This window comes from Bordetella flabilis (assembly GCF_001676725.1).
GTDB lineage: Bacteria > Pseudomonadota > Gammaproteobacteria > Burkholderiales > Burkholderiaceae_B > Bordetella_C > Bordetella_C flabilis.
In genome coordinates this window covers 5,090,816-5,114,345 of record NZ_CP016172.1, presented here as the reverse complement: position 1 = coordinate 5,114,345, position 23,530 = coordinate 5,090,816, and the positions used below count along the sequence as shown (strand labels likewise).

The 23,530-nt window shown below is 65.5% G+C and carries 19 protein-coding genes; 10 read left to right on the top strand and 9 right to left on the bottom strand.

What is annotated here, in order from left to right; translation table 11 throughout:
- Window positions 1–5 precede the first annotated feature (5 nt).
- The 5 genes from accC (at window position 6) to BAU07_RS22760 (ending at window position 5,623) form a co-directional block, all read left to right on the top strand.
- Entirely contained in the window at window positions 6–1,352 is a 1,347-nt protein-coding gene (gene accC / locus BAU07_RS22780) for an acetyl-CoA carboxylase biotin carboxylase subunit (RefSeq protein WP_066662849.1), read from the top strand.
- Window positions 1,353–1,429: 77 nt separating this feature from the next.
- Window positions 1,430–2,359, top strand: a complete 930-nt coding sequence (gene prmA / locus BAU07_RS22775; RefSeq protein ID WP_066662846.1) for a 50S ribosomal protein L11 methyltransferase — start codon at window positions 1,430–1,432, stop codon at window positions 2,357–2,359.
- Between the two features lie 20 nt (window positions 2,360–2,379).
- Window positions 2,380–3,969 carry a DUF3426 domain-containing protein gene (locus tag BAU07_RS22770; RefSeq protein WP_066662843.1) on the top strand — a complete coding sequence of 530 codons (1,590 nt, stop codon included), beginning with the start codon at window positions 2,380–2,382 and terminating at the stop codon, window positions 3,967–3,969.
- A 32-nt stretch (window positions 3,970–4,001) separates the two neighbouring features.
- Window positions 4,002–4,949, top strand: coding sequence for a carbohydrate kinase family protein (locus tag BAU07_RS22765; protein WP_066662840.1), 948 nt, complete (start codon window positions 4,002–4,004; stop codon window positions 4,947–4,949).
- A 167-nt stretch (window positions 4,950–5,116) separates the two neighbouring features.
- A complete protein-coding gene (locus BAU07_RS22760; RefSeq protein WP_066662837.1) occupies window positions 5,117–5,623 on the top strand; it encodes an outer membrane lipoprotein in 507 nt (168 codons plus the stop codon).
- A gap of 84 nt (window positions 5,624–5,707) precedes the next feature.
- On the opposite strand, the gene BAU07_RS22755 is transcribed toward BAU07_RS22760, so the two are convergent.
- The 6 genes from BAU07_RS22755 to BAU07_RS22730 all read right to left on the bottom strand — a co-directional run bounded on the left by BAU07_RS22755 (window position 5,708) and on the right by BAU07_RS22730 (window position 13,769).
- Window positions 5,708–6,268 (bottom strand): YggT family protein, encoded by a 561-nt coding sequence (locus BAU07_RS22755; protein WP_066662834.1) that lies wholly within the window; start codon window positions 6,266–6,268, stop codon window positions 5,708–5,710.
- Between the two features lie 217 nt (window positions 6,269–6,485).
- Window positions 6,486–6,998, bottom strand: coding sequence for a histone H1-like DNA-binding protein (locus tag BAU07_RS22750; RefSeq protein ID WP_066662831.1), 513 nt, complete (start codon window positions 6,996–6,998; stop codon window positions 6,486–6,488).
- Window positions 6,999–7,267: 269 nt separating this feature from the next.
- Window positions 7,268–8,446 carry a ribonucleotide-diphosphate reductase subunit beta gene (locus BAU07_RS22745; RefSeq protein ID WP_066662828.1) on the bottom strand — a complete coding sequence of 393 codons (1,179 nt, stop codon included), beginning with the start codon at window positions 8,444–8,446 and terminating at the stop codon, window positions 7,268–7,270.
- A 25-nt stretch (window positions 8,447–8,471) separates the two neighbouring features.
- A complete protein-coding gene (locus tag BAU07_RS22740) occupies window positions 8,472–11,417 on the bottom strand; it encodes a ribonucleoside-diphosphate reductase subunit alpha (RefSeq protein WP_066662825.1) in 2,946 nt (981 codons plus the stop codon).
- 318 nt (window positions 11,418–11,735) lie between these two features.
- Entirely contained in the window at window positions 11,736–12,698 is a 963-nt protein-coding gene (locus BAU07_RS22735) for a Bug family tripartite tricarboxylate transporter substrate binding protein (RefSeq protein WP_066665653.1), read from the bottom strand.
- 243 nt (window positions 12,699–12,941) lie between these two features.
- Window positions 12,942–13,769, bottom strand: coding sequence for an alpha/beta hydrolase (locus BAU07_RS22730; RefSeq protein ID WP_066662822.1), 828 nt, complete (start codon window positions 13,767–13,769; stop codon window positions 12,942–12,944).
- A gap of 85 nt (window positions 13,770–13,854) precedes the next feature.
- Here BAU07_RS22730 and BAU07_RS22725 point away from each other — a divergent pair, with 85 nt between their 5' ends.
- Entirely contained in the window at window positions 13,855–14,751 is an 897-nt protein-coding gene (locus tag BAU07_RS22725) for a LysR family transcriptional regulator (protein ID WP_066662819.1), read from the top strand.
- 204 nt (window positions 14,752–14,955) lie between these two features.
- Window positions 14,956–15,459, top strand: coding sequence for a hypothetical protein (locus BAU07_RS22720; RefSeq protein ID WP_066662816.1), 504 nt, complete (start codon window positions 14,956–14,958; stop codon window positions 15,457–15,459).
- 122 nt (window positions 15,460–15,581) lie between these two features.
- Here BAU07_RS22720 and gltX read toward each other — a convergent pair whose 3' ends face one another.
- Window positions 15,582–16,994: a glutamate--tRNA ligase gene (gltX, locus tag BAU07_RS22715; protein WP_066665652.1), complete on the bottom strand. Its 1,413-nt coding sequence runs from the start codon at window positions 16,992–16,994 to the stop codon at window positions 15,582–15,584.
- Between the two features lie 57 nt (window positions 16,995–17,051).
- Between gltX and BAU07_RS22710 the strand changes: the two genes are divergently transcribed.
- Window positions 17,052–19,493 (top strand): bifunctional acetate--CoA ligase family protein/GNAT family N-acetyltransferase, encoded by a 2,442-nt coding sequence (locus BAU07_RS22710; protein WP_066662814.1) that lies wholly within the window; start codon window positions 17,052–17,054, stop codon window positions 19,491–19,493.
- On the opposite strand, the gene BAU07_RS22705 is transcribed toward BAU07_RS22710, so the two are convergent.
- Complete coding sequence (locus tag BAU07_RS22705; RefSeq protein WP_066662812.1) at window positions 19,453–20,169, bottom strand: alpha/beta hydrolase; 717 nt, start codon at window positions 20,167–20,169, stop codon at window positions 19,453–19,455. The two genes, BAU07_RS22710 and BAU07_RS22705, sit on opposite strands and share 41 nt — an antisense overlap.
- 8 nt (window positions 20,170–20,177) lie before the next feature.
- Window positions 20,178–20,732 carry a ribosome biogenesis factor YjgA gene (gene yjgA / locus BAU07_RS22700; RefSeq protein WP_066662810.1) on the bottom strand — a complete coding sequence of 185 codons (555 nt, stop codon included), beginning with the start codon at window positions 20,730–20,732 and terminating at the stop codon, window positions 20,178–20,180.
- 58 nt (window positions 20,733–20,790) lie between these two features.
- Between yjgA and pmbA the strand changes: the two genes are divergently transcribed.
- The gene (gene pmbA, locus BAU07_RS22695; RefSeq protein WP_066662807.1) at window positions 20,791–22,155 is read left to right on the top strand and encodes a metalloprotease PmbA; all 1,365 of its coding nucleotides are present in this window, start codon (window positions 20,791–20,793) and stop codon (window positions 22,153–22,155) included.
- A 195-nt stretch (window positions 22,156–22,350) separates the two neighbouring features.
- On the top strand, window positions 22,351–23,505 hold the full coding sequence (locus BAU07_RS22690) for an ABC transporter substrate-binding protein (protein WP_066662804.1): 1,155 nt from the start codon (window positions 22,351–22,353) through the stop codon (window positions 23,503–23,505).
- Window positions 23,506–23,530: the final 25 nt, after the last annotated feature.

The window sequence follows — 23,530 nt, the reverse complement described above, 5'->3', positions numbered from 1 at the left end:
CTCCCATGTTCGAAAAAATCCTGATCGCCAATCGCGGCGAGATCGCCTTGCGCATACAGCGGGCATGCCGCGAGCTGGGCATCAAAACCGTCGTTGTGCATTCCGAGGCTGACCGCGACGCCAAATATGTACGGTTGGCCGACGAGTCCGTGTGTATCGGCCCGCCGCCGTCGCGCGAAAGCTATCTGAATATGCCGGCCATTATTTCGGCCGCAGAAGTCACCGACGCCGAGGCCATACACCCCGGCTACGGCTTCCTCTCCGAAAACGCCGACTTCGCGGATCGCGTCGAGAAAAGCGGTTTCGTCTTCATCGGTCCGCGTCCCGATTCCATCCGGCTGATGGGCGACAAGGTCAGCGCCAAGCGCGCCATGATCGAGGCCGGCGTTCCGGTGGTGCCGGGCTCCGAAGGCGCGTTGCCGGACAATCCGCAGGAAATCCTGCGCATCGCGCGCGAAGTGGGTTACCCGGTCATTATCAAGGCGGCCGGCGGCGGTGGCGGCCGGGGCATGCGGGTTGTCTATACGGAAGCCGCGCTCATCAACGCGGTCAACATGACGCGGTCGGAAGCGGGCGCCGCCTTCAACAACCCGGAAGTCTATATGGAGAAGTTCCTCGAGAACCCGCGCCATATCGAGATCCAGGTCCTGGCCGACGGCGGCCGCAACGCCATCTGGCTGGGCGAGCGCGATTGCTCCATGCAGCGGCGCCACCAGAAGGTCATCGAAGAGGCTCCCGCGCCCGGCATCGCGCGACGATTGATCGAACGCATCGGCGACCGCTGCGCGGACGCGTGCCGCAAGATCGCCTATCGGGGAGCCGGCACGTTCGAGTTCCTGTACGAGAACGGCGAGTTCTACTTCATTGAAATGAACACCCGTATCCAGGTCGAACATCCGGTGACGGAGCTGATTACCGGCATCGACCTCGTGCAGCAGCAGATCCGTATTGCCGCGGGCGAGAAATTCATGCTGCGCCAGCGCGACGTGGTGCTGAAAGGCCACGCGCTGGAATGCCGCATCAATGCCGAGGATCCGTTCCGCTTCGTGCCCAGTCCGGGTCGGATCACCAATTGGCATACGCCTGGCGGCCCTGGCGTACGTATCGATTCGCACGTTTTCAACGGGTATTTCGTCCCGCCCAACTACGATTCGATGATCGCCAAGGTGATCACCTACGGCGACACGCGGGAACAGTCGCTGGCGCGCATGCGGATCGCGCTGTCGGAAATGGTGGTTGAAGGCATTTCCACCAACATTCCCCTGCACCGGGAATTGTTGCAGGATGCGCGCTTCATCGAAGGCGGCACCAGCATCCATTATCTGGAGCAGAAGCTGGCACAGCGCCCCTGACCGTACAATAAAGGGCCTCGACGGGCCCTTTTTTTCGGCTCGCCGCCCCTTCGGTATTCAGACGGAACCATTCTTTCATGCGTGAGCTCGTGCTCCATTCCTCGGAAGCGCAGGCCGAGGCCCTGTCCGACGCGCTGCTGGAGGCTGGCGTGCTGTCGGTATCCGTGGAGGACGCCGATCGCGATACCGCCGCCGAGCAGCCGCTGTTCGGGGAGCCCGGCACCGAGCCTTCCGTGCAGGCCTGGGAGCACAACCGCGTGGTGGCCTTGCTGCCCGACGGCGCCGATCCCGCCCAGATCATCGAGGCCGTCCGCGCCGCGCTGGATGCCGGCTACGCCGGCGCGTTGCGCGACTGGACCTTGCGCGACGTACCCGATGCCGACTGGGTCCGGCTGACGCAGTCGCAGTTCGGCCCTATCCATATCGGCGAACGCATCTGGATCGTGCCCAGTTGGCATCGCGACGATCCCGGTGTGCCGGAGTTCGCCGAGCAGGACGGCGCCGGGCAGGGCGTGCGCATCGAGCTGGACCCGGGGCTGGCCTTTGGTACGGGCAGCCATCCGACCACGCATCTTTGCCTGGCATGGCTGGAGGCGGAGCTGCCGCCGGGCGCCTCGGTGCTCGACTACGGCTGCGGGTCCGGCATTCTGGCCATCGCCGCCCGCAAGCTGGGTGCTGGCCGCACGTTGGCCGTGGATATCGATGAGCAGGCCGTGGTCGCCACGCGCGACAACGCGCGGGTCAACGGCGTCGAACTGCAGGCCATGCTGCCCGACGCCCTGGCGGCCGGGCATAGCGATGTCGTGGTCGCCAATATCCTGTCGAATCCCCTCAAGGTGCTGGCGCCCATGCTGTGCGGGCGTGTCGCGCCCGGCGGTTCGCTGGTGCTTTCCGGTGTCCTCGCCCGCCAGGCCGAGGAAGTCTGCGCGGTTTATGCGCGCTGGCTGCCCATGTCGGTCTGGCGCGAGCGCGACGGTTGGGTGTGCTTGCACGGGCGCAAGCCCTGATACCCCGGACGGTGGCGCACATGACCATGACGACCCGCTGCCCGCATTGCGGCACCGCCTTCAAGGTGGTGGCCGACCAGTTGCGCGTGCGCAATGGCCTGGTGCGCTGCGGTGTCTGCTCGCGTGTGTTCGACGGCTACGCCGCGGTGGTCGACGGCAGCGCGCCTCCGGCCCTGGCGCGGCCGCTCGCCGTGCGTCCGGACGCGCCGGAGTACCAGGGCGCGGCCTCGCCGGTGCTGTCCGTCCAGGCGCCGACGCCGGAGCCCTATACGCCTCCCCCATCGCCGCAGCCGCATACGCCTCACGCTTCGGCGCAGCCGCCCGCCCTTGCGTCCGGGCCGTCGCCACATGCGCCACGTGCGCGGGATGAGGCCATGTCCACGCCCGTGAGCGAGCCGGCATACCGGCAGCCGGCGCCGGCATTCCCGCACCGCCCGGCCTTCCAGGATCCGGCGGCGGTCGTGCCGTCGCGGCCAGCGTCGCCTGCGCGGGATGCCGGCCCTTCGCATCGGGTACAGGAACCGTCGTGGGACACCGGTCCGTCGCGTCCGGCGCAGCAGCCGCCGCGGGACACCGTCCCGTCGCGCCCGGTGCAGGAACCATCGTGGGACACTGGGGCATCGCGCCCGGTGCAGGAACCATCGTGGGACACTGGGGCATCGCGCCCGGCGCAGGAACCGCCGTGGGACACCGGCGCATCGGCGCCGTGGGAACGCGGGGCATCATCGCAGCCTGTTGCGGCAGCGCCGACCATTCCTCCGGCGGTCCTGCGCGGGCGGGAGGATCACCGCCGTACTGGTCCCGGACGAACGAGCGCACAGCAGGAGCGTCATCCCGATCCCTGGGCAGACGATGCCGACGGGAATGACGACGAATCCGGCTTTCGCGAGCCCTACGCGCCCTACCGGCAGGACGATGTGGGAGACGCCGAGCAACAGGCCCGCGACATGGCGCCAGCGGCGAGCGACCGGTACCGCATCTATGCGCGCCGCGAAATCATCGACGACGAGCCCGAATACGTGCCCATCCCGGGCGAGGCCCGTACGCGCTACGACGACACCGTGGACACCGGCATGGCCCCCCCGGTTTTCATGGACGAAGAGGTGCAGCGGCGCCGCAGCATCATCGCCCGGCTGTGGGCGCTGGGCTGCCTGCTGGGGCTTATCGTGCTGGCGCTGCAAGCCGTCTATGTCTATCGCACCTCCATCGCCGCGGCGGTGCCGGGCCTGCGTCCCGCGCTGGAGGCAGTGTGCCGCCAAGTGGGCTGCGAAGTCGGATATGCGCGTCGCCTGGAACGCATTTCGTTCACCGCCTCGTCGCTGCAGCCCCCCAGCGGCGCTGCGGGAATCGATGACGGTCGCATGCGGCTCGTGCTGGCGGTCACGATGCGCAATCGCTATGACAAAGCGCAGCCCTGGCCCGCGCTCGTCCTGCAGTTGACCGATCTTTCCGATACGGTGGTCGTACGCAAGGTGATCCTGCCCGAAAACTACCTGCCGCCCGGCACGCAGGGGCCTTTCCCCGCCGGCGGCGAACAAAGCATCACCGTGCCCTTGCAGGTCGTCGGCCTGCATGTGAACGGCTATCAGCTCGACAAGTTTTTTCCCTGATTTCCCTTCAAGAACATCCCAAGGATTTCGTCATGGCAGCTCCGGTTCTGGTGTGTGGTTCCATGGCTTTCGACACCATTGCGGTGTTCGAGGGCCGCTTCAAGGAACACATCCTGCCTGATCGCATACATTCGCTCAGCGTGTCGTTCCTGACGCCTTCCATGCGCAAGGAATTCGGCGGCTGCGCCGGCAATATTGCATACAACCTGAAGCTGCTGGGCGGGCAGCCCGTGCCGGTGGCAACGGTCGGCGAGGATGCCGGCGATTATCTCGGCCGCCTGGGCACGCTGGGCATAGACGCCAGCCGCGTGAAGGTCATCCCGAACACGTTCACGGCGCAATGTTTCATCACGACGGACCTGGACGATAACCAGATCACCGCCTTCCACCCCGGTGCCATGTCGCATGCCGCGGAAAACGACCTGACCGGCACGCCCGCGCAATGGGCCATCGTCGCCCCGGACGCCAAGGAAGGCATGTTTGCTCACGCGGAGCGGCTGCAGGCGGCCGGCATCCCCTTCATCTTCGACCTCGGGCAGGCCATGCCGTTGTTCGACGGCGCCGACCTTCGCCGCATGCTCGCCATGGCACGCGCGCTCACGGTCAACGACTATGAGGCCAGCGTCATCGAGCAGCGCACGGGCAAGTCGATCGCCGAACTGGCGGGAAGCTTGCAGGCGGTCGTCGTGACGCGCGGCGCGGAAGGCGCAAGCCTGTGGGCGGATGGCAAGGAACACGCGATCGAGCCCGTGCGCGCGGACGCGGTGGTGGACCCCACAGGCTGCGGCGACGCGCACCGCGCCGGGCTGCTGTACGGGCTCACCAGCGGCTGGGACTGGGTCGATAGCTGCCGGCTGGGCAATGTGATGGGCGCCATCAAGATCGCCTCGCGGGGCGCGCAGAACCACCAGCCGTCGCGGGAAAGCATAAGCGGCATGCTGCAACGGGCGTATGGCCGCTCGCTGCCGCCTGCCGCCTAGTTTTTTTGCTGGGCAAGGGCCTTGGCCTGAAACTTGCTCCGCCCCGGCGGGACTAACGTAAAGAAAACGTTGCAGCGTATTTCCGCCACCGGTTTCCGCCGGTGGACTCGCATACCGCGGGAGTATCATCCATTACGCTGGCATATACCGACAGGAGTCGCTTCACCATGAACCAAAACGTCCACTCCGTATCCCTCGGCCGTACGCGCGCCGCCCGTTGGGTGGCGCTTACCGCTGTCGTCGCGTCGGTCGCAGTGATATCCGGCTGCGCGAACCGCAGCGCCTCGAGCGCCGTGTATAGCTACGACCAGGCTCAGCGCGAGCAGATCGTGCGCACGGGTACCGTCACCGGCGTGCGCCCCATCACCATCGAGAACGACAAGTCCAGCGGCGCTGGCCTCCTTGCCGGTGGCGCATTGGGCGGCGTGGCCGGCAATGCCGTCGGCGGCGGCAGCGGGCGTACCATCGCAACCGTCGGCGGTGCCATCCTGGGCGCCCTGGCGGGCAATATGGTGGAAAACCGCGTAGGGACCACGTCGGGCCTGGAAATCACGGTCCGCCTGGACAATGGCGAAACCCGCGTTGTGGCGCAGGCGGCCGATGTGCCCGTCAGCGTCGGCCAACGCGTACAGGTCATCAGCGGCAACGGGCCGACGCGCGTCACGCCGATGTAATTGCGTAGGAGTGGGGTTCGCCCCGCTGCACGAAAAAGGCCGGCCATGCAAAATGGCCGGCCTTTTTTGCGCGGATGATGGCGGCTACAGGCCGAAAGCCGTGTACGTCACCCGGGTGATGATCATCAATGCGATCTGAGCCAGCACCAGCAGCACCAGCGGCGAAAAGTCGATGCCGGCACGGGGAAGCAAGCGCCGTATCGGATCGAGCAATGGGTCGGTCAGGGTCTGCAGCACCGGCATGATGGGCGCGCTGGGGTTGACCCAGGACAGGATCGCCTGCGCCAGCGTGACCCAGACAATGAGATTGAAGACCCACTTCACCACCGTCAGCAATGAAATGCCCAAGGCGATGGGCAGCGCGGACAAGGGGATGATCATGCCGAGCGAGGTCACCCACATCAGCAGCAGGTAGACCAGCGCTGTCAGCCACGCGCCTATCAGTGCAGCCCAGTCCACGGCGCCGCGCGACGGCACGATGCGGCGCAGGGGATTCACCAGCCAGTTGGTTGCCTGGTAGATGAAGCGCGCCACCGGATTGAAAGGATGCATGCGTACAGCGTGCATCCAGGCTCGTGCGACCAGGGCGGCGCCGAACACCGTGAAAACAGTATCGAGAAGGAAGCGGAAGATGTCGCCGAACATGGCCACCTGCTTTTGTAGAAAGTGAGATATTGAAAGGGGGTCTTACGGCGGATCAATTGTCGCACGATGTCATGGCATCCGCGCCACCATCGATCATCTTGCATGCGGCCATGTCGCGCGCGAGGTCAACGCATCACAGGCCAGCCTTCGAGCGCGCGTAAAAAAGCCACCTGGCGTGGCCAGGTGGCTTTCGTACAGCGGTACTGCGTTGCCGAGCTTACGGACGGCCGCCCGTCGGGAACGGCCACGACGCTGCGGGGTTCAACGCGGTCTTCGCGCCCGGAGCGGCAGCGGTCGAAGGCGGCGTGGCAGGCTTCTTGGCGGCAGCCTTCTTTGCAGCAGGCTTTTTCGCGGCAGCCTTTTTGGCAGGGGCCTTTTTGGCAGCCGCCTTTTTGGCGGGCGCTTTCTTGGCGGCCTTTTTCGCGACCTTCTTGGTCGCGACCTTCTTCACCGCAGCTTTCTTGGCCGGCGCTTTTTTGGCGGCGACTTTCTTGGTTGCGGTTTTCTTGGTCGCGGTCTTTTTGGTCGCGGCCTTCTTGGCCGGAGCCTTCTTCACCGCCTTCTTCACTGCCTTCTTGGCGGCGACTTTTTTCACTGCGGCTTTCTTGGCCGGCGCCTTCTTGGCAGCGACCTTCTTCACCGCTGCTTTCTTGGCGGGGGCTTTCTTCACAGCTTTTTTGGCTGCGGACTTCTTCACCGCCTTCTTGGCGGCCTTCTTGGCAGTTGCCATGACATGCTCCTTAGGTTCAGGGGTCCCAGAACTTAAACCCGTGCACCGGTCCGCCTTGCGGCGGACCGATGCCCGGGCTATTCATCGGCGCATGCCGCTGCCCCTGTTAAGGCGACAGCTACTACGGTTTGCGCTAATGAATACGGCACTGCCATTTGATATGGCCCCCGCTCCTCATGGCGCGAGCCATTTCAAATGGCGCCGATAGGCGACACGCTCATGCGCGCCGCCTATCGCTACGTTACTTGCCTTCCGGCACCCTGAACCGTTTACTCCCAGCTCAGCGTGCCTCCGGTTTGATATTCGATTACGCGGGTTTCGAAAAAGTTTCGCTCTTTCTTGAGATCGATCATCTCCGCCATCCACGGGAAGGGGTTCTCTTCCTGCGGGAACAGTGCCTCGATGCCGATCTGCTGGCAACGGCGGTTGGCGATGAAGCGCAGGTACGACTTGAACATCGGCGCGTTCAGGCCCAGTACACCGCGCGGCATTGTGTCTTCGGCGTAGGCGTATTCGAGTTCGACGGCTTTCAGGAAGAGACCACGGATCTCTTCGCGAAACTCCGGCGTCCAGAGGTGCGGGTTTTCGAGCTTGATGGTGTTGATCAGGTCGATGCCGAAATTGCAGTGCATGGATTCATCGCGCAGGATGTACATGTACTGCTCGGCAGCGCCGGTCATCTTGTTCTGGCGGCCAAGCGCCAGGATCTGCGTGAAGCCGACATAGAAAAACAGGCCTTCCATCAGGCACGCGAAGACGATCAGCGACTTCAGCAGCGTCTGGTCGGCCTCGGGCGTGCCGGTATGGAAGTTCGGGTCGGCGATCGCGTCGATGAACGGGATCAGGAATTCGTCCTTGGCGCGGATGGACGGGACTTCGTTATAAGCATTGAAGATTTCCGACTCGTCCAGGTCCAGGCTTTCGACGATGTATTGATAGGCGTGGGTGTGGATCGCTTCCTCGAATGCCTGGCGCAGCAGGAACTGGCGGCATTCGGGCGCCGTAATGTGCCGGTAGGTGCCCAGCACGATATTGTTGGCGGCCAGGGAGTCGGCCGTCACGAAGAAACCCAGGTTGCGCTTGATGATGCGGCGCTCGTCCTCGGTAAGACCGTTCGGGTTCTTCCACAGCGCGATGTCGCGCGACATATTGATTTCCTGCGGCATCCAGTGGTTGGCGCAGGTGGCCAGGTACTTTTCCCAGGCCCATTTGTACTTGAACGGCACCAACTGATTGACGTCGGTCTGGCCGTTGATGATTCGCTTGTCGGCAACCTTGACGCGGTGCGCGGCCGCCGCGGGTTGCGCGTCGGCCTGCTGCTGCACCGCCGCAGGCAGCGCGGCGTCGTCGAAGGCGCCGGTCGCGGCGCGCACCGGCATGCCGCCCGCCGGAGTGGCGGTGGGCTGGGCCGGTTGCAGCGCGACGTTATCGTCTTCCCAATTGATCATGATGAAAGTCTCCGGAGGCGGTCGATTACTGGCAGGCTTCGCACTCTTCGAAGCCGGGATCGCCCGGCCGCATGGTGCAAACCGCTCCGACGATTTCAGGTTCGGGCAGGTGCGGAGCCGATGACGCGCCCGACACAGCCATCGGGCTGGCCTGGCCGCCAGCGGTGACGGCATTCAGTTCGCCGCCCCGTCCGGTTGATTTTTCGGCGCTGGTGGCACCCAGCGTACGCAGATAGTAGGTGGTCTTCAGGCCGCGTTGCCACGCCAGCTTGTAGGTTTCGTCGAGCTTCTTGCCCGAGGCTCCCGCCATATAAATATTGAGCGACTGCGACTGATCGATCCACTTCTGGCGACGCGACGCGCATTCCACCAACGCGGTCGGTGGAACTTCGAACGCCGTGGCGTAGATGGCGCGGAGTTCAGCAGGCACGCGATCGATACGGGACAGGCTGCCGTCGAAGTACTTAAGGTCGGCGACCATGACTTCGTCCCAGAGACCGAGTTTCTTCAGTTCGCGAACGAGATACTCGTTGACGACAGTGAACTCGCCGGAGAGATTCGATTTAACGTACAAGTTCTGGTAAGTAGGTTCGATGCACGCAGATACACCAATGATATTGGAAATCGTCGCAGTTGGGGCGATTGCCACGCAATTGGAGTTACGCATGCCATGCGCTTTGATGCGCGCACGCAACGTATCCCAATCCAGCGTCGACGATGCATCGACTTCAACATGGCCGCCACGTTCTTCACGCAGCAGTTCCAACGTGTCTTGGGGAAGAATGCCGCGGTCCCACAGCGAGCCTTCATACGACGGATAGCGGCCACGTTCCTGCGCGAGTTCGCTGGACGCCCAGTATGCGTAATAGCACACCGCTTCCATCGAGCGATCGGCGAAATCCACTGCTGCGTCGGAGGCATACGGTACGCGCATCAGATGCAGGCAGTCCTGGAAACCCATGATCCCGAGACCGACGGGACGATGGCGCTGGTTGGAGTTCTTCGCCTTGTCGACCGCGTAGTAGTTGATGTCGATAACGTTGTCGAGCATGCGCATGGCGACGCTGATGGTGCGCTTGAGCTTCTCGTGATCCAGCTCGTAGCCGCCGTCCGCAGTGGGTTTCATGTGGGCGACCAGGTTCACGGAACCCAGGTTGCACACGGCAATTTCCGATTCGTTCGTGTTGAGCGTGATCTCCGTGCAGAGATTGGAGCTGTGCACCACGCCGACGTGCTGTTGCGGCGAGCGGATATTGCAAGGATCCTTGAACGTGATCCAGGGATGGCCGGTTTCGAACAGCATCGACAGCATCTTGCGCCATAGCGTCAGCGCCGGCATCTTCTTGAAGAGCTTGAGCTCGCCGCTGGCCACGCGGGCTTCATAGCCGAGGTAGGCCTGCTCGAACGCGCGACCGTATTTGTCGTGCAGGTCGGGGCAGTCGGAGGGCGAGAACAGCGTCCACTCGCCATTCTCCATGACGCGCTTCATGAAGAGATCGGGTATCCAGTTCGCGGTGTTCATGTCGTGGGTGCGGCGGCGCTCGTCTCCGGTGTTCTTGCGCAGCTCCAGGAATTCTTCGATGTCCAGGTGCCACGTTTCCAGATAGGTGCACACGGCGCCCTTGCGCTTGCCGCCCTGGTTGACCGCGACCGCGGTGTCGTTGACGACCTTCAGGAACGGAACCACGCCCTGGCTTTCACCGTTGGTGCCCTTGATGTGGCTACGCAAGGCGCGTACCGGGGTCCAGTCGTTGCCCAGGCCGCCGGCGTATTTGGCCAGCAACGCGTTTTCCTTGATGGCGTCGTAGATGCCTTCCAGGTCGTCCGAGACGGTGGTCAGGTAGCAAGACGACAATTGGGAATGCAGGGTGCCGGAATTGAACAGCGTCGGCGTGGAGCTCATGAAGTCGAAGGACGAGAGGATCTCGTAGAACTCGATGGCACGCGCTTCGCGATCGACTGCCGGTTGCGTTTCGCCCAGCGCCAGGCCCATGGCCACGCGCATGAAAAAGACTTGCGGCAGCTCGATGCGCTGGCCGCGGATGTGCAGGAAGTAGCGGTCGTACAGGGTCTGCAGGCCCAGGTAGCCGAACTGCAGGTCGCGCGTGGCGTCCAGCGCAGCAGCCAGTCGGGGCAGATCGAATTGCGCCAGCTTGGCGTCCAGCAGTCCGCCTTCGATCCCGCGCGAGATGAACGCCGGGAAATATTCGGCATAGCGCTGCACCATTTGCGCTTGCGAGACTTCTTCGCCCAGGACTTCGCGGCGGATCGTATGCAGCAGCAGGCGCGCCGTGACCTGGCTGTAGGCCGGATCTTTTTCGACCAGCGCGCGCGCCGACAGGATCGCGGATTTGAAGACTTCGTCGACCGGGATGCCGTCGTACAGGTTCTTGACCGTTTCCTTCAGGATGGATTCGGCATCGATATAGTTCGACAGGCCCACGCCGGCAGCTTCGATGGTGGCGCGCAGTGCGGTCAGGTCCAGCGGGCGCTTCACTCCCTGGTCCGTGACGTTCAGCACATGCTCGGCCTGCGGCGCGTCGGTCGGCTTGGCCTTGTGGTCGGCGGCAGCACGTTCCTGCGAGCGCTTTTCGCGATACAGCACATAGGCACGCGCGACATCGTGCTCGCCCGAACGCATCAGGGCGAGTTCGACCTGGTCCTGGATATCTTCAATATGGAAGGTGCCGCCGTTGGGGCGGTTGCGCACCAGCGCGTTGACGGCCTGCTGCGTCAGGGTTTCGACCAGTTGGCGCACACGCGCGGAAGCGGCGCCCTGGCCGCCGTTGACGGCCAGAAAGGCCTTGGTCAGGGCGATGGCGATCTTGCTGGGTTCGAAACCGACGACGGCGCCATTGCGGCGGATGACCTGATAGCCCGCCCATTGCCCGGTGGAGGCGGCGGGAGCATCGGATTGAGAAGGCGGCACGGCGCTGGGCCGGGTCACAGAGGCGATCGAAGTCTGCTGCATGGAAGCTCCTGTGCGTAGAAGAAAGCGCGACTGACGTCGCGCCCGGATGTTCGTTGACTGTTGCGAAGGATAGGGTGGCGGTTACCAGCGGACGTGCAGGCCGAGCGGCCTGTAGCCTCGTCCCAACCACAAGATGTTGTGTTTCGCCCCGTTCCCAAGCCCTAATTCTAGTGGTGGTTGGGGGGCGCTACAAGCGTGAAGTGAAACGCGATACTTCTTTAAGTTGTTACTAGACACTACGTGCTGGCGCGGCCACGCTATGCGGCGAAGTGCCTGCTCCGGTGCGCCATTGTCGCATGGTAGCCTCCCGGGTTCACGTCACTGCGGGGTGATGCCGGCGGTCTCGATCCACTGTTTCCAGCGGCCGGCGTCCTCGCGCACGAAAGCGTCGAACTGCGGCACGTCCATGTGCCGCGGTTGCAAGCCGAGCCGCGCCAGCTTGTCGCGGATCTCCGGGTCCTGGACCGCCTGGGCGATGTAGCGGTTCATGGTGTTCACGACCGCCTCCGGCGTGCCCGCCGGCGCCGACAGGCCCAGCCACCCCACCACGACGAAGCCCGGATAAAAGGACGACATGGTGGGCACGTCCGGCCAGGCCGGATTGGGCGTCTCGCCCGACACCGCGATGGCCCGCAAGCCCTTGCCGTCGATCTGTCCCATGGCGGTCAGGTAGTCCACGAACGCAAAATCGATCTGGCCGCCGCGCAGGTCGGTGATGATCTGCGTGACGTTCTTGTAGGCCGCGCCGTCGATCTGGATGCCGGCCCGCGCCTTGAGCAGCGCGGACGGCACCTGCGACGATGAACTGTAGTAGCCGTAGAAAACCTTGCCGGGATGCCGCCGCGCGTGCTCCACCAATTCGGGCATGCTGCCGAAGGGACTCTGGGGGGCGACGACCGCGACCGCACCGAAGGTGCCCAGCATGCCGACCTGGCGGAAGTCCTTCAGCGGATCGTATGGCAGCGATTTGTACAGGTACAAGTTCGCCGCCTGTGTCGAGTTGGTGGACAGCAGGAAGGTATAGCCATCGGCTGGCGCGGATTTCACCGAATTCGTGCCGACGATGCCGCCCGCGCCAGGGCGGTCTTCCACCACGACGGTACGCTGCGTCCGAGCGCCCAGGTATTGTGCGAAGGTGCGCGCGGTCAGGTCGGCGGCGCCGCCCGCGGCGGAAGGCACGACGATGGTGACCGTGCGGTCCGGCCATTGCTCCGCGTGCGCGGATGCCGATGCCCAGAGGCCGCACGCCAGCAGCAGTGCCAACCGCGTCATGTATCGCATGCCCGTCTCCCCGTTCCCCGCTGCGGACGCGGGCGGTTTGGCGGCGCCCGCGCTGCGGCCGTGCGCGTCCGGCGCGCCCGCCACGATATATAGGCCGGTCCGTTCCGGCACGCCGCGATGCGGACGTCCCATGGAACCGGCGGCTTCTCTATGAGCGGCTATTCTGGCAGACCCTTGCTGTTCGTGGAGGCCTCTCTCTATATATATAGAGGCTGCCCATATTCGGCACGAACGCATGCAGCCTCAGCGCCGGAACCTCCGTTCGTGCCATTCCCGGATCACCTCGGCGCTGTCCTGCCACCCCTTCGCGTACATCATGCAATGGGGCAGATCGGCAAGGCGGCGGTATTCGAAGTCGTAAAGCTCCGCGATCGCCTTGTCCTGTCCCGAGGGGTGCCTGTCGCCGTCCTCTTCGCCGGCCTCCAGGCACAAACCTGGGACGCTGACGGCGCAAGGCGGAATTTCCATGCGCAGCAGATAACGGTCGTTCAAGGCTTCGGGGCTTTCCGGGCAAAGGCGTGCCGCGATCGCGGCGATCTCGTGGCACGCGAGGCCGCCGACGAACCTGCGCCGTATTTCGTCCGGTCCCGGCGGCGCCCGGCTGGCGCCCAGCGGTACCGGCGGCAGGGATTGCGCACCCGGTACGTTGGAAGGCGGGGAGGGCGCGATCAATACGACGCCCGCGACGTCGCGCTGGGTCGCTGCCCATAGCGCGGGCAGCGCACCCAGGCTGTGCCCCACCAACACGACGGAGTCCGCCATCAGGTCGACCGCATCCACCACGCACTGGCCGAAGTCGCGCACGCCATAGCGGGCGAAGTCCCGTGGCGGTGGCAGCCAGCCGTGGCCTGGCAGATCCAGCGCCGCGCAAGCGATGCCATGCGTGGCGAAGTAGTCCAGGTAGCCCGCATAGCACCATGCACCGTGATAGGCCCCATGCACGAACAGCAGCGCAGGACCCTTGGCGCCGGACTGCGAGCCGACGACAAGGCGCCCCTGCCCGGCAGGGAAGGCAGGCAGCGAGTCCATCCGGTCGAAGTCGGGTACGGTCGGCAGCAAGTCGATGTCCATGCGGCGAATGGTAGGCGGCTGCGCTACGATCAGAAAAATTTATTTTTTATATCTCCCGATAAATCACGCAAATAGGCGGCCAGCCATGAGCCTGATTCCGGATCTGTCCATCTCGCACTATCGTCACTTCCTGCTGGTGGCGGAGTTGCGCAGCTTTCGCGCCGCGGCCGCGCGTGCGTTTCGATCCCAGCCGGCCCTGTCGCTTTCGATCCGGGAAATGGAGCAGCGCCTGGGTCAGCCCCTGTTCGAGCGGGGCAGCCGCGTCAGCCTGACGCGCTTTGGCGAAGCCTGCCTGCCGCTGGCCCGCGAACTGGTGGAACACCACGAACGCGTGTCCAGGAGCATGGGCGGCATGGCACGCAGCGAAACCGGCCTGCTGACCCTGGCGGCGGTCGCCACTGCCGCGACGCTCTGGATACCGGAACTCACCGCCCGCTATCGGGCCTCGTATCCCGGGGTGGCGATGCGGCTGTACGACGACAACTCGGAAGGCGTGGAGCGCATGGTGTTGTCCGGCCAGGCCGAACTGGGCATCTGCAGCCCGGTGCTGAGCGACAAACGGCTGGTGTTCGAACCGTTGTGGCGCGATGCATTCGGGCTGGTTTGCCGCGACGACCATCCCTTCTCCGGGCGCGCGTCGGTGACATGGAAGGAAATCTCCGCGCTGCCGCTCATCGGGACCATGGCGCACCGCCAGTTGCTGGGGCACCGCGCGGCCGCCTTCATGATGGAGCTGCCGCTCTTCGTCTCCAACATGATGTCACTGGTCGCCATGCTCGAACGCGGCGTGGGGGCGACCGTGCTGGCGGAACTGGGCATGCCCACGGATGCGGCGCGCCTGGTCTTCGTGCCCTTGCGCAGGCCGCGCATCGTGCGGGAGTTGGGCATTACGCGATTGGCGGGCCGCACCTTGTCGCCTGCGGCGTCGGCCATGGAGGCGCTGTTGCGCGAGAAGGCCGCGCAGTCACGGGTACGAACCTAGTCGTGGTCCTTGGCGTGCAGTTGCGATGCCGCCGCGCGGCGGCAAGCGCCATGCCTGCTTCCAGGCATCCGCATGTGTTGCGCCGTTCGCACAATCGCCGGCGCCGTCGTTGCGTCTTCACGCTGCGCTCTTCAGAATCGATGTCTCGCACCGATGCGCTTTTTTCCGCGGCATGCGGACGCTTCGGTGGCCTGTGAGGAACTCATGAGCAGTGCTTTTTCGCGTTTCGCCGGCCTTGCATGCGCGACCCTGATCGTAGCGGGTTGCGCGACGAAGAAAGAAACGTCGTCGTCCACGCCCCAGCCGCCCGCGCCCCCCAAGCCCGTCGTCTGCGCGCCCAGCGCCGGCGCCGACGCCTTCGTGGGCACCTGGTATTCCGTTTCGACGCCACGCGGTATCGGCGGCACCCAGGAAACCTTGCTGGTGCTGTCGCCCGACGGCAAGATGCGTTACCAGACGCAGTTGAAGATCCGCAACAAGAAACGGCCCGGCCTGGACGAAACAGGCTGCTGGACCTTTGCCAACGGCACCTACACGATGCAGACGACCGAGTCCAATGGGGACCAGGTGGATCCGGCGGATCCAATCTACACGAATCGCTACCGCGTCGAGACCATAAACAAGACGACGCTGGTGCTGCGGGATCTCAAGGCCGCGGGCCAGGTGCTGAAGGCGCGCAAAATGCCCCAGGGTTACGCGCTGCGCTGACCGGCCGGCGGCGGTTCGAGCCGCTCAGGTCCGTCGCGCACCGGCGCCGGGCCCGTGGCCCTCTTGCTTAGCCTGGCACAGCCGCGGCCACCACATCGTCGTGGCCGCGGCCGTGCCGGCCTTCATGCCAGCGCTGCCTCCAGCCGCTGCAGCACCTTTTCCTTGCCCAGCAGCGCCAGCACGGCGTCGATGGCCGGCGTCTGCGTCTGCCCGGTAACCGCCACGCGCAGCGGAATGGCCAACTGCGGCATTTTGATGCCGCGCGCGGCCAGTACTTTCTTGATGGTGGCCGACAGGGACTCCCGGCTCCAGTCGGAGGTGGCGCTCTCCCGCGCGAAGTCGCGCAATGCCTCGCGCGCCGCATCGGTGAGGTGCTGCGCTGCCAGTTCGGCCGGCACGCCCCCGAACGGCCCGCAGAAGAGCATCGCGCCTTCGGCCAATTGCTCCAGGGTTTCGGCGCGGTCTTTCAGCAGCCCTACAACTGCCGCCAGGTCGGCGGCCGCGGGGTCGCCGCCACGCCGCGCCAGGCGGGGCGCGACGTGCGCGGCCAGGTCGGCATCGCTCATCTGCCGAAGATAGTGCGCATTCACCCAGTTGAGCTTCTTGGGATCCCACTGCGATGCCGACTTGGACAGGTGCCGCGTGTCGAACCATTCCACCAGTTGGGCGCGCGTGAACAGTTCGTCGTCGCCATGGCTCCAGCCCAGGCGGGCCAGATAGTTGACCATGGCCTCGGGCAGGTAGCCTTCCTTGTCGTACTCCATGACGTTCACTGCACCGTGGCGCTTGGACAGTTTTTCGCCGTCCGGGCCCAGGATCATGGGGACATGGCCGTACTCGGGCAGTGTGGCACCCAGCGCGCGCAGGATATTGATCTGGCGCGGCGTATTGTTGACGTGGTCATCGCCGCGCAACACGTGGGTGATTCCCATGTCCCAGTCGTCGACCACGACGCAGAAGTTATAGGTCGGCGTGCCGTCCGGCCGCGCGATGATCAGGTCGTCCAGTTCGCCGTTGTCGAAGCTGATCGGGCCCTTGACCATATCGTTCCAGCTGGTGACGCCCGTGAGCGGGTTCTTGAAGCGGACGACCGGCTGGCGCCCTGCCGGTACGGGCGGCAGGGTCTTGCCCTGTTCGGGGCGCCAGGTGCCGTCGTAGCGTGGCTTCAAGCCTTGCGCGCGGGCACGTTCGCGCATGGCTTCCACTTCTTCCGGCGTGCAGTAGCAGTGATAGGCCGTACCGGCGGCCAGCATCTGGGCCACCACTTCGCGATAGCGGTCCATGCGCTGCATCTGGTAGAACGGACCTTCGTCGGGCTGCATGCCCAGCCAGTCCATGCTATCGAGGATGGCTTGTACCGCTTCCGGGGTGGACCGCTCGACGTCGGTGTCCTCGATGCGCAGCACGAAGACGCCGCCGTGGTGGCGGGCGAAGGCCCAGGAGAAAAGCGCGGTGCGCGCGCCGCCCAGGTGCAGGAAGCCGGTAGGCGATGGTGCGAAGCGGGTGCGGACGCGGGAATTCGGGGTCTGGGTCATGGAATGCCGGATGGTTATATTGCGCGGTGGCGCCATTTTAGAATAGGGTAGGTGTCCATGCTCCGACACGCGCTGGCTTCTCTGTTCGAACCCCGTTCACTGGTCATCATCGCGGACCGGCCCTTGCCGGGCGTGCAGATGCTGCCGGACGGCCTGCGCGTCCGCACCACCTGCGTGCCCTGCATTGCCGGCAGCGTGCCGGACATGCCGCAGCGCTGGACAGGCCTGCCCGAGGGTGAACGGCCGGATCTGGGCCTGGTGTGCGTGGCTCCCGGGGTTTTCGCGGAAACCCTGCGGCGGCTCGGCGCATGCGCACCGCGCGCGCTCATCGTACTGCCGCACGAGCAGGTGGATCCCTATCCACGCGGTACGGCCGCCCTGTGCCAGGCGTGGGCGCAGGAGCATCGCTGCAAGCTGCTGGGGCCGCGAGCCTTCGGCGTGCAGCGCCCGCCGGCCGGCCTGAACTTCAGCCAGCATCCCGCGCTGGCCCGCACCGGGCGGGTGGCGCTGGTCGCGCAGTCGCGTTCCATCATCGCTGCCGTCATGGACTGGGCCGAGGACGTGCATTTCGGTTTCTCGACGGCCGTCGCCCTGGGCGATGAAGCCATCGTCGGACTGGGACCGGTCCTGGACTACCTGGCGACCGACCCCCGCACCGACAGCATTGCCTTGTACCTGGAGGACGTGGGTCCGGCGCGCGCCTTCATCAGCGCCTTGCGTGCGGCCGCGAGCGTCAAGCCGGTGGTGGTGTTGAAGGCGGGGCGCGGCAGCGACGACGACGCGGTGTTCGATGCCGTGCTGCGCCGCGCGGGCGCGGTCCGCGTGCGCTATTTCGTGCAACTGTTTTCCGCCTTGAAAGTGCTGGGTTACGCGCGACGCCCGCGCGGTCGCCGCGTGGCGCTGTTTTCGAACGGCAGCGGGCCGCCCCAGTTGGCGCTGGATCTCATTGGCCCCGACGCGGCCGTCCAGCGCGCGGAATTGTCCGCCAGCACCCGCCGCACGCTGGAAAGCCTGCTGGAGCCCGGCTGTGCCGCCGACAATCCCGTCATCACCCATGCGCCGCTCACGCCGGACACCATACAGGCCGCGCTGGATGCCCTGATCGACGATGCGGGCGTCGACGGCGTGCTCGTGCTGCTGGCGCCCGACGCGCTGGCCGATCTGCGCGCGGTGGCGGAGCGCCTGGCGCAGATCGCGCCGCGGGCCCGCAAGCCCATTGTCTCCTGCTTCATGGGAGATGCCGGCATGCGTCCGCTGCGCCGCATGTTGGACGATGCCGGTACGTCGGCCTTCCGTACCCCGGAGTCGGCCGCCGATGCCTTCGGCGTACTCTCCACGCACTTCTACAACCAGCAATTGCTGCTGCAGACCCAGCCCCCGCTGCCGCAGGGGCCTTTGCCCGGGCTGCGGGCGGCCGCCGATATCGTCGCCGCCGCGCGCGGCGAGCAGCGCAACGCGCTGGCCCCCGCCGAAGCGCGCGACCTGCTGGCCGCGTTCCTGGTGCCCATCCATGACGCCATGCCGGTGGGCGCGTACGAGCCCTTGTCGCGGCCGATGGCGATCCATGTGTATCGCGACGCCCACTTCGGTCCCATCATCCGCTTCGGCGCCGGCGGCCCGGACGCGGTGCTCGGCGCTGTCGACCGCGGCATGGACCTGCCGCCGCTGAACGGCTTCCTGGCGGGCCAGTTGATCGAGCGCAGCCGCATCTGGCGCAAGGTGCTGGCCGCGCGCCTGGGCACGGCGGCTTTCGAAGCCTTGCAGCAGGCGCTGGTTCGGATATCGGAATTGATCACCGACATGCCGGACGTGGAGACGCTCGATGTGGACCCGCTCTATGCCGGCGAAGCGCGTCTCTACGCCCGTTCCATGCGTGTCACCTTGACGGCGGAGCCGGCGGCCGCAGGGCAGCGCCTGGGCGGCTACCCGCATATGGCGATCCACCCATACCCCGCGCAGCTGGTACAGGTGCGACGTTTCGCCGACGGCACGCCGTGGGTGGCGCGGCCCATCCGTCCGGAAGACGCGGAGTCGCTGCAGGCGTTCATACGCGGGCTGTCGGAACGCTCGCGCTATATGCGCTTCGTTTCCATGATGCGCGAACTCACGCCACGCATGTTGGCGCGCTATACGCAGGTCGACTATGACCGCGAAGTGGCCCTGGTCGCGACCACGGAACTGCCGAACCCTGCGCATCGCGGCCATCGCCATGACGCGGTTATCGGGCTGGCGCACTATTTGCGCAATCCCGATGGGCGCGGTGCGGAATACGCGCTCGTCGTGGCCGACGACTGGCAGGGACGCGGTCTGGGCCGCCAGCTGATGGCCACGCTGATCGAGGCGGCTCGTGAACAGCGCCTGGAATATATCGAGGGGCTGGTGCTGTCCGACAACCGCCCCATGTTGCGGCTGATGACCAGCCTTGGCCTGAAGAACGATCCGGATCCCGAAGACCCGACTATGCGCCGCGTGTGGCTGGACCTGGGCCGCCAGCGCTGAGGATTTCGACCAGGAAGCCGCGCAGATCGGCGATTTCCTCCGCGCAGACCGAATGCTGCATCGGATAACTGTGCCAGCGCACGTCATGCCCCAGCGCCTGCAGGGCGTCCCGGCTGGCGGTGGCCCTGGCGATATCGACCACCGGATCGTGTTCACCATGCGCCAGGAAGATCGGCGTGTGGGCATTGGCGCCGTGGCGCTCCGCTTCAGCCAGGTCGCGCAGCGGCAGGTAGCCGGACAGCCCCACCATGCCGGCCAGTTTCTCCGGCAAGCGCAGGCCCGTATGCAAGGTCATGGCGCAGCCCTGGGAAAAGCCGGCCAGGATGATGCGCGAAGTGGGGATGCCCCGCGCATTCTCGCGCGCAATCAAGGCCCGCACGGCGGCTTCGGAACGCCGGATGCCGGCGGCATCCTCCTGGCGCACCAGGTCCATCACCAGGATGTCGTACCAGGAGCGCATGTGCATTCCGCCGTTGATGGTCACCGGCTGCACGGGCGCGTGCGGGAAGATGAACCGGATGGCCGGCGCGGCCGGCAGTCGCAGTTCGGGAACGATGGGCGCGAAGTCATTGCCGTCCGCGCCCAGGCCGTGCAGCCAGATCACCGCATGGGTGGGCTGGGGGCCGGTTTCGCGTTCGATGCAGTCGAGCAGGTCGGATGGGGTGCTGGCGGTCATGGGCGGGTTCAGTTCGAGGCGGCGGAGGGCAGCGCCTTGAGCGCCTGGAAAAGTGCCCGGTAGTGTTTGCGGCGCGGTTCGTGGCCCTGCGGCAGTTCGGCGTTGGCGCGGGCTTCCTTGCGGGCCTCGCGGATCATGGTGCGCAATTGCTGCGCATCCGTCTGCGGGTGCCTGGCCAGCAGTTCCGTCAGGGCGGCGTCGTCTTCCAGAAGACGGTCGCGCAGGTTTTCCAGGCGGTGCATCGCCGCGGTTTCCTCGCGCGAGCCGTTCTGCCAGGTGTCCAGTTGCTGGCGGATGGCGTCGGCCGGCGCGTCGCGCATCAGCTTGCCGACGAAGTGCGTCTGCCGGCGCAGGCCTTCGCGGCTGGTGGTGCGCTGCGCCTCGCGGATCGCCTCGTACAGGCGTTCGGCCAGCGGCAACTGGCGCAGCCGCTCGGGGGACAGCCCGATCAATTGCTTGCCCAATTCGGTCAGGGCAAGCATTTCGCGCTTGACCTGGGATTTGCTCGGACGGTCGTAGCCGTCGTCCTCGTCGTCGAGGGACTGGCTGGTATCTGACATCATGAAAAACTGCGGGATTGCGGACTTGGCTATGATACCCGTCTCTCTGAAGCGAGTATCAATGGTCAACTACTCATCCTCCCTGCCGATCGCCGAGAACCGGGCGCGATTCAGCGAACTGGTCGAAAACGTGCTGGCCCACGCCCGCAAGGTCGGCGCCAGCGACGCCGTCGCCGAGGTCTCCGAAAGCCTGGGACTTTCGGTTTCGGTGCGCAAGAACGATATCGAAACGGTCGAACAGACCCGCGACCGTTCGCTGGACGTCACCGTCTATGCCGGGCAGCGGCGTGGTTCGGCGTCGACCTCCGATTTCTCCGAGGCGGCGCTGCGCGAGACGGTGGAGGCCGCCTGGCACATTGCCCGCCACACTGCGGAAGATCCGGCCGCCGGCTTGCCGGACGAGGAAATGCTGGCGCGCGACTATCCCGACCTGGCCTTGCACCATCCCTGGACCATCGGCACGGAGGAAGCCGCCGAACTGGCCCTGCGCGCCGAGCGTGCGGCCCGGGACGTCGACCCCCGCATCACCAATACGGAGGGCGCGTCCGTCGGTACCTACGAAGGCCAGTTCGTCATGGGCAACACCCGCGGCTTCCTGGGCGGATATCCGTATTCGCGCCATAGCCTGTCGGTGGCGCCGATTGCCGGGCGCGGCAACGGCATGCAGCGCGACTACTGGTACAGCAGCGAACGGGATGCGGCCAATCTCGCCGCGCCCGAGGCGGTCGGGCGCTACGCCGCCGAGCGCGCCTTGTCGCGCCTGTCGGCGCGCCGCATCCGCACGGGCAAATTCCCGGTACTGTTCGAAGCCCCGCTGGCCCTGGGCCTGCTGGGCGCGCTGACGCAGGCGGCCAACGGCGGCGCCCTGTATCGCAAGGCCAGCTTCCTGCTCGACAGCCTGGGCAAGACCATCTTCGCCGACCATATCGATGTCGTGGAGGATCCGCACGTGGTGGGAGGCATGGGCAGTTCGCCTTTCGACGACGAAGGCGTCATCACGCGGGCGCGCGACGTGGTCAAGGGCGGAACGCTGCAAGGCTACTTCCTGTCCACCTACACCGCCCGCAAGCTGGGCATGCCGACCACCGGCAATGCCGGCGGCTCCCACAACCTGACGCTGCGGTCCCGCTATACCCAGCCCAGCGACGATCTGCCGGCCCTGCTCAAGAAGATGGGCACCGGCCTGCTCATCACGGAGCTCATCGGCCAGGGCGTGAACTACGTCACCGGGGACTACTCGCGTGGGGCATTCGGGTATTGGGTGGAAAACGGCCAGGTCCAGCACGCGGTGGAGGAATTCACCATCGCCGGCAATCTGCAGGACATGTTCCGGCAGATCGCCGCGGTGGGCGCGGACACCATTACCCGCGGCACCAAGACCACCGGCTCCATCCTGATCGCCGAGATGGCGATAGCCGGCCAGTAGCGGCCGGTTGAGCTGCACAAAGGTGTAAATCGCCGCCTTTTGCCCGATCTTCGGGCTTTCCAAGGGTTTCAACCCGCAACAAATCGAGTAATAATGGCGGACTGTCCGCGCCGCGCATGCCGGGCGCGAGTCCGCACGTCCAGCGGGGCGCAGATCCTCGCCTACTACATAACACGCGTGAGAGAGGGTGTTTCCATGAAGAACGTATCCAAGCAAGTGCTGCTCGCCCTGGTGGCCGGCGCGGTCCTGCCCGCTGCCCATGCGGCCGACATCAAGCTGGGCGTGGCGGAAGCCTTGTCCGGCGGCGCCGCCCAGTACGGCATCTCCATCCGCAACGGCTTCCAGCTGGCCGCTGACGAGATCAACGCGGCCGGCGGCATCAACGGCAACAAGCTGGCGCTGGTCATCGAAGACGAGCAGGGCAAGAAAGAAGAGGCGATCAACGTCTTCAAGAAACTGATCTTCCAGGACCGGGTGCTGATGGTGTTCGGCCCGACCCTGTCGAATTCGGCGCAGGCCGCCGACCCGATCGCGCAGGCCGCGAAGATCGTGGCCTTCGGCACCTCGAACACCGCGGATGGCATTACCTCCATCGGCAACTATGTCTTCCGCAACTCGGTGACGGAAGCCGACGTGCTGCCCGCCACCCTGACCATGGTCAAGAACAAGGTCGGCCTGAAGAACGTGGCCGTGCTGTATGGCAATGACGATGTCTTCACCAAGAGCGGCTACGACAACTTCAAGAAGGCGCTGGAAGACCTGAAGATCCCGGTCACGACCACCGAAACCTTCGCCAAGGGCGACGTCGACTTCAAGGCGCAACTGACGAAGATCAAGGGCACCAATCCCGACGCCATCGTGCTGTCCGCACTGCTGGCCGAAGGCGGTCCCATCATGGTGCAGGCGCGCCAGCTGGGCCTGAATGTGCCCGTGATCGGCGGCAACGGCATGAACTCCGTCAAGATTTTCGACCTGGCGCCGGGCACCGCCTCCAACGATCTGTGGATCGGCAGCCCCTGGTCCATCGAGAACAAGACGCCGGAGAACACCAAGTTCATCGATGCGTACAAGGCCAAGTACAACGTCGCGCCGGACCAGTTCTCCGCCCAGGCGTATGACGCCATGTACATCGTGGCCCAGGCGCTGAAGAAGACCCCGCTCAAGGGTGATCTGGCCGCCGACCGTGCCGCCTTGCGCGATGCGCTGCCCGCGGTGGAATGGACCGGCGCCACCGGCGGCTTCAAGTTCCGCCAGGCCAAGGACCGTGCCGGCAAGCCGGCCGGCTACGACGCCGAGCAAGCGCCGATCATCAGCAAGACCGAGAACGGCAAGTACGTCATACAGAAGTAAATCCACGCGCGAGCCTGGCGCTCAC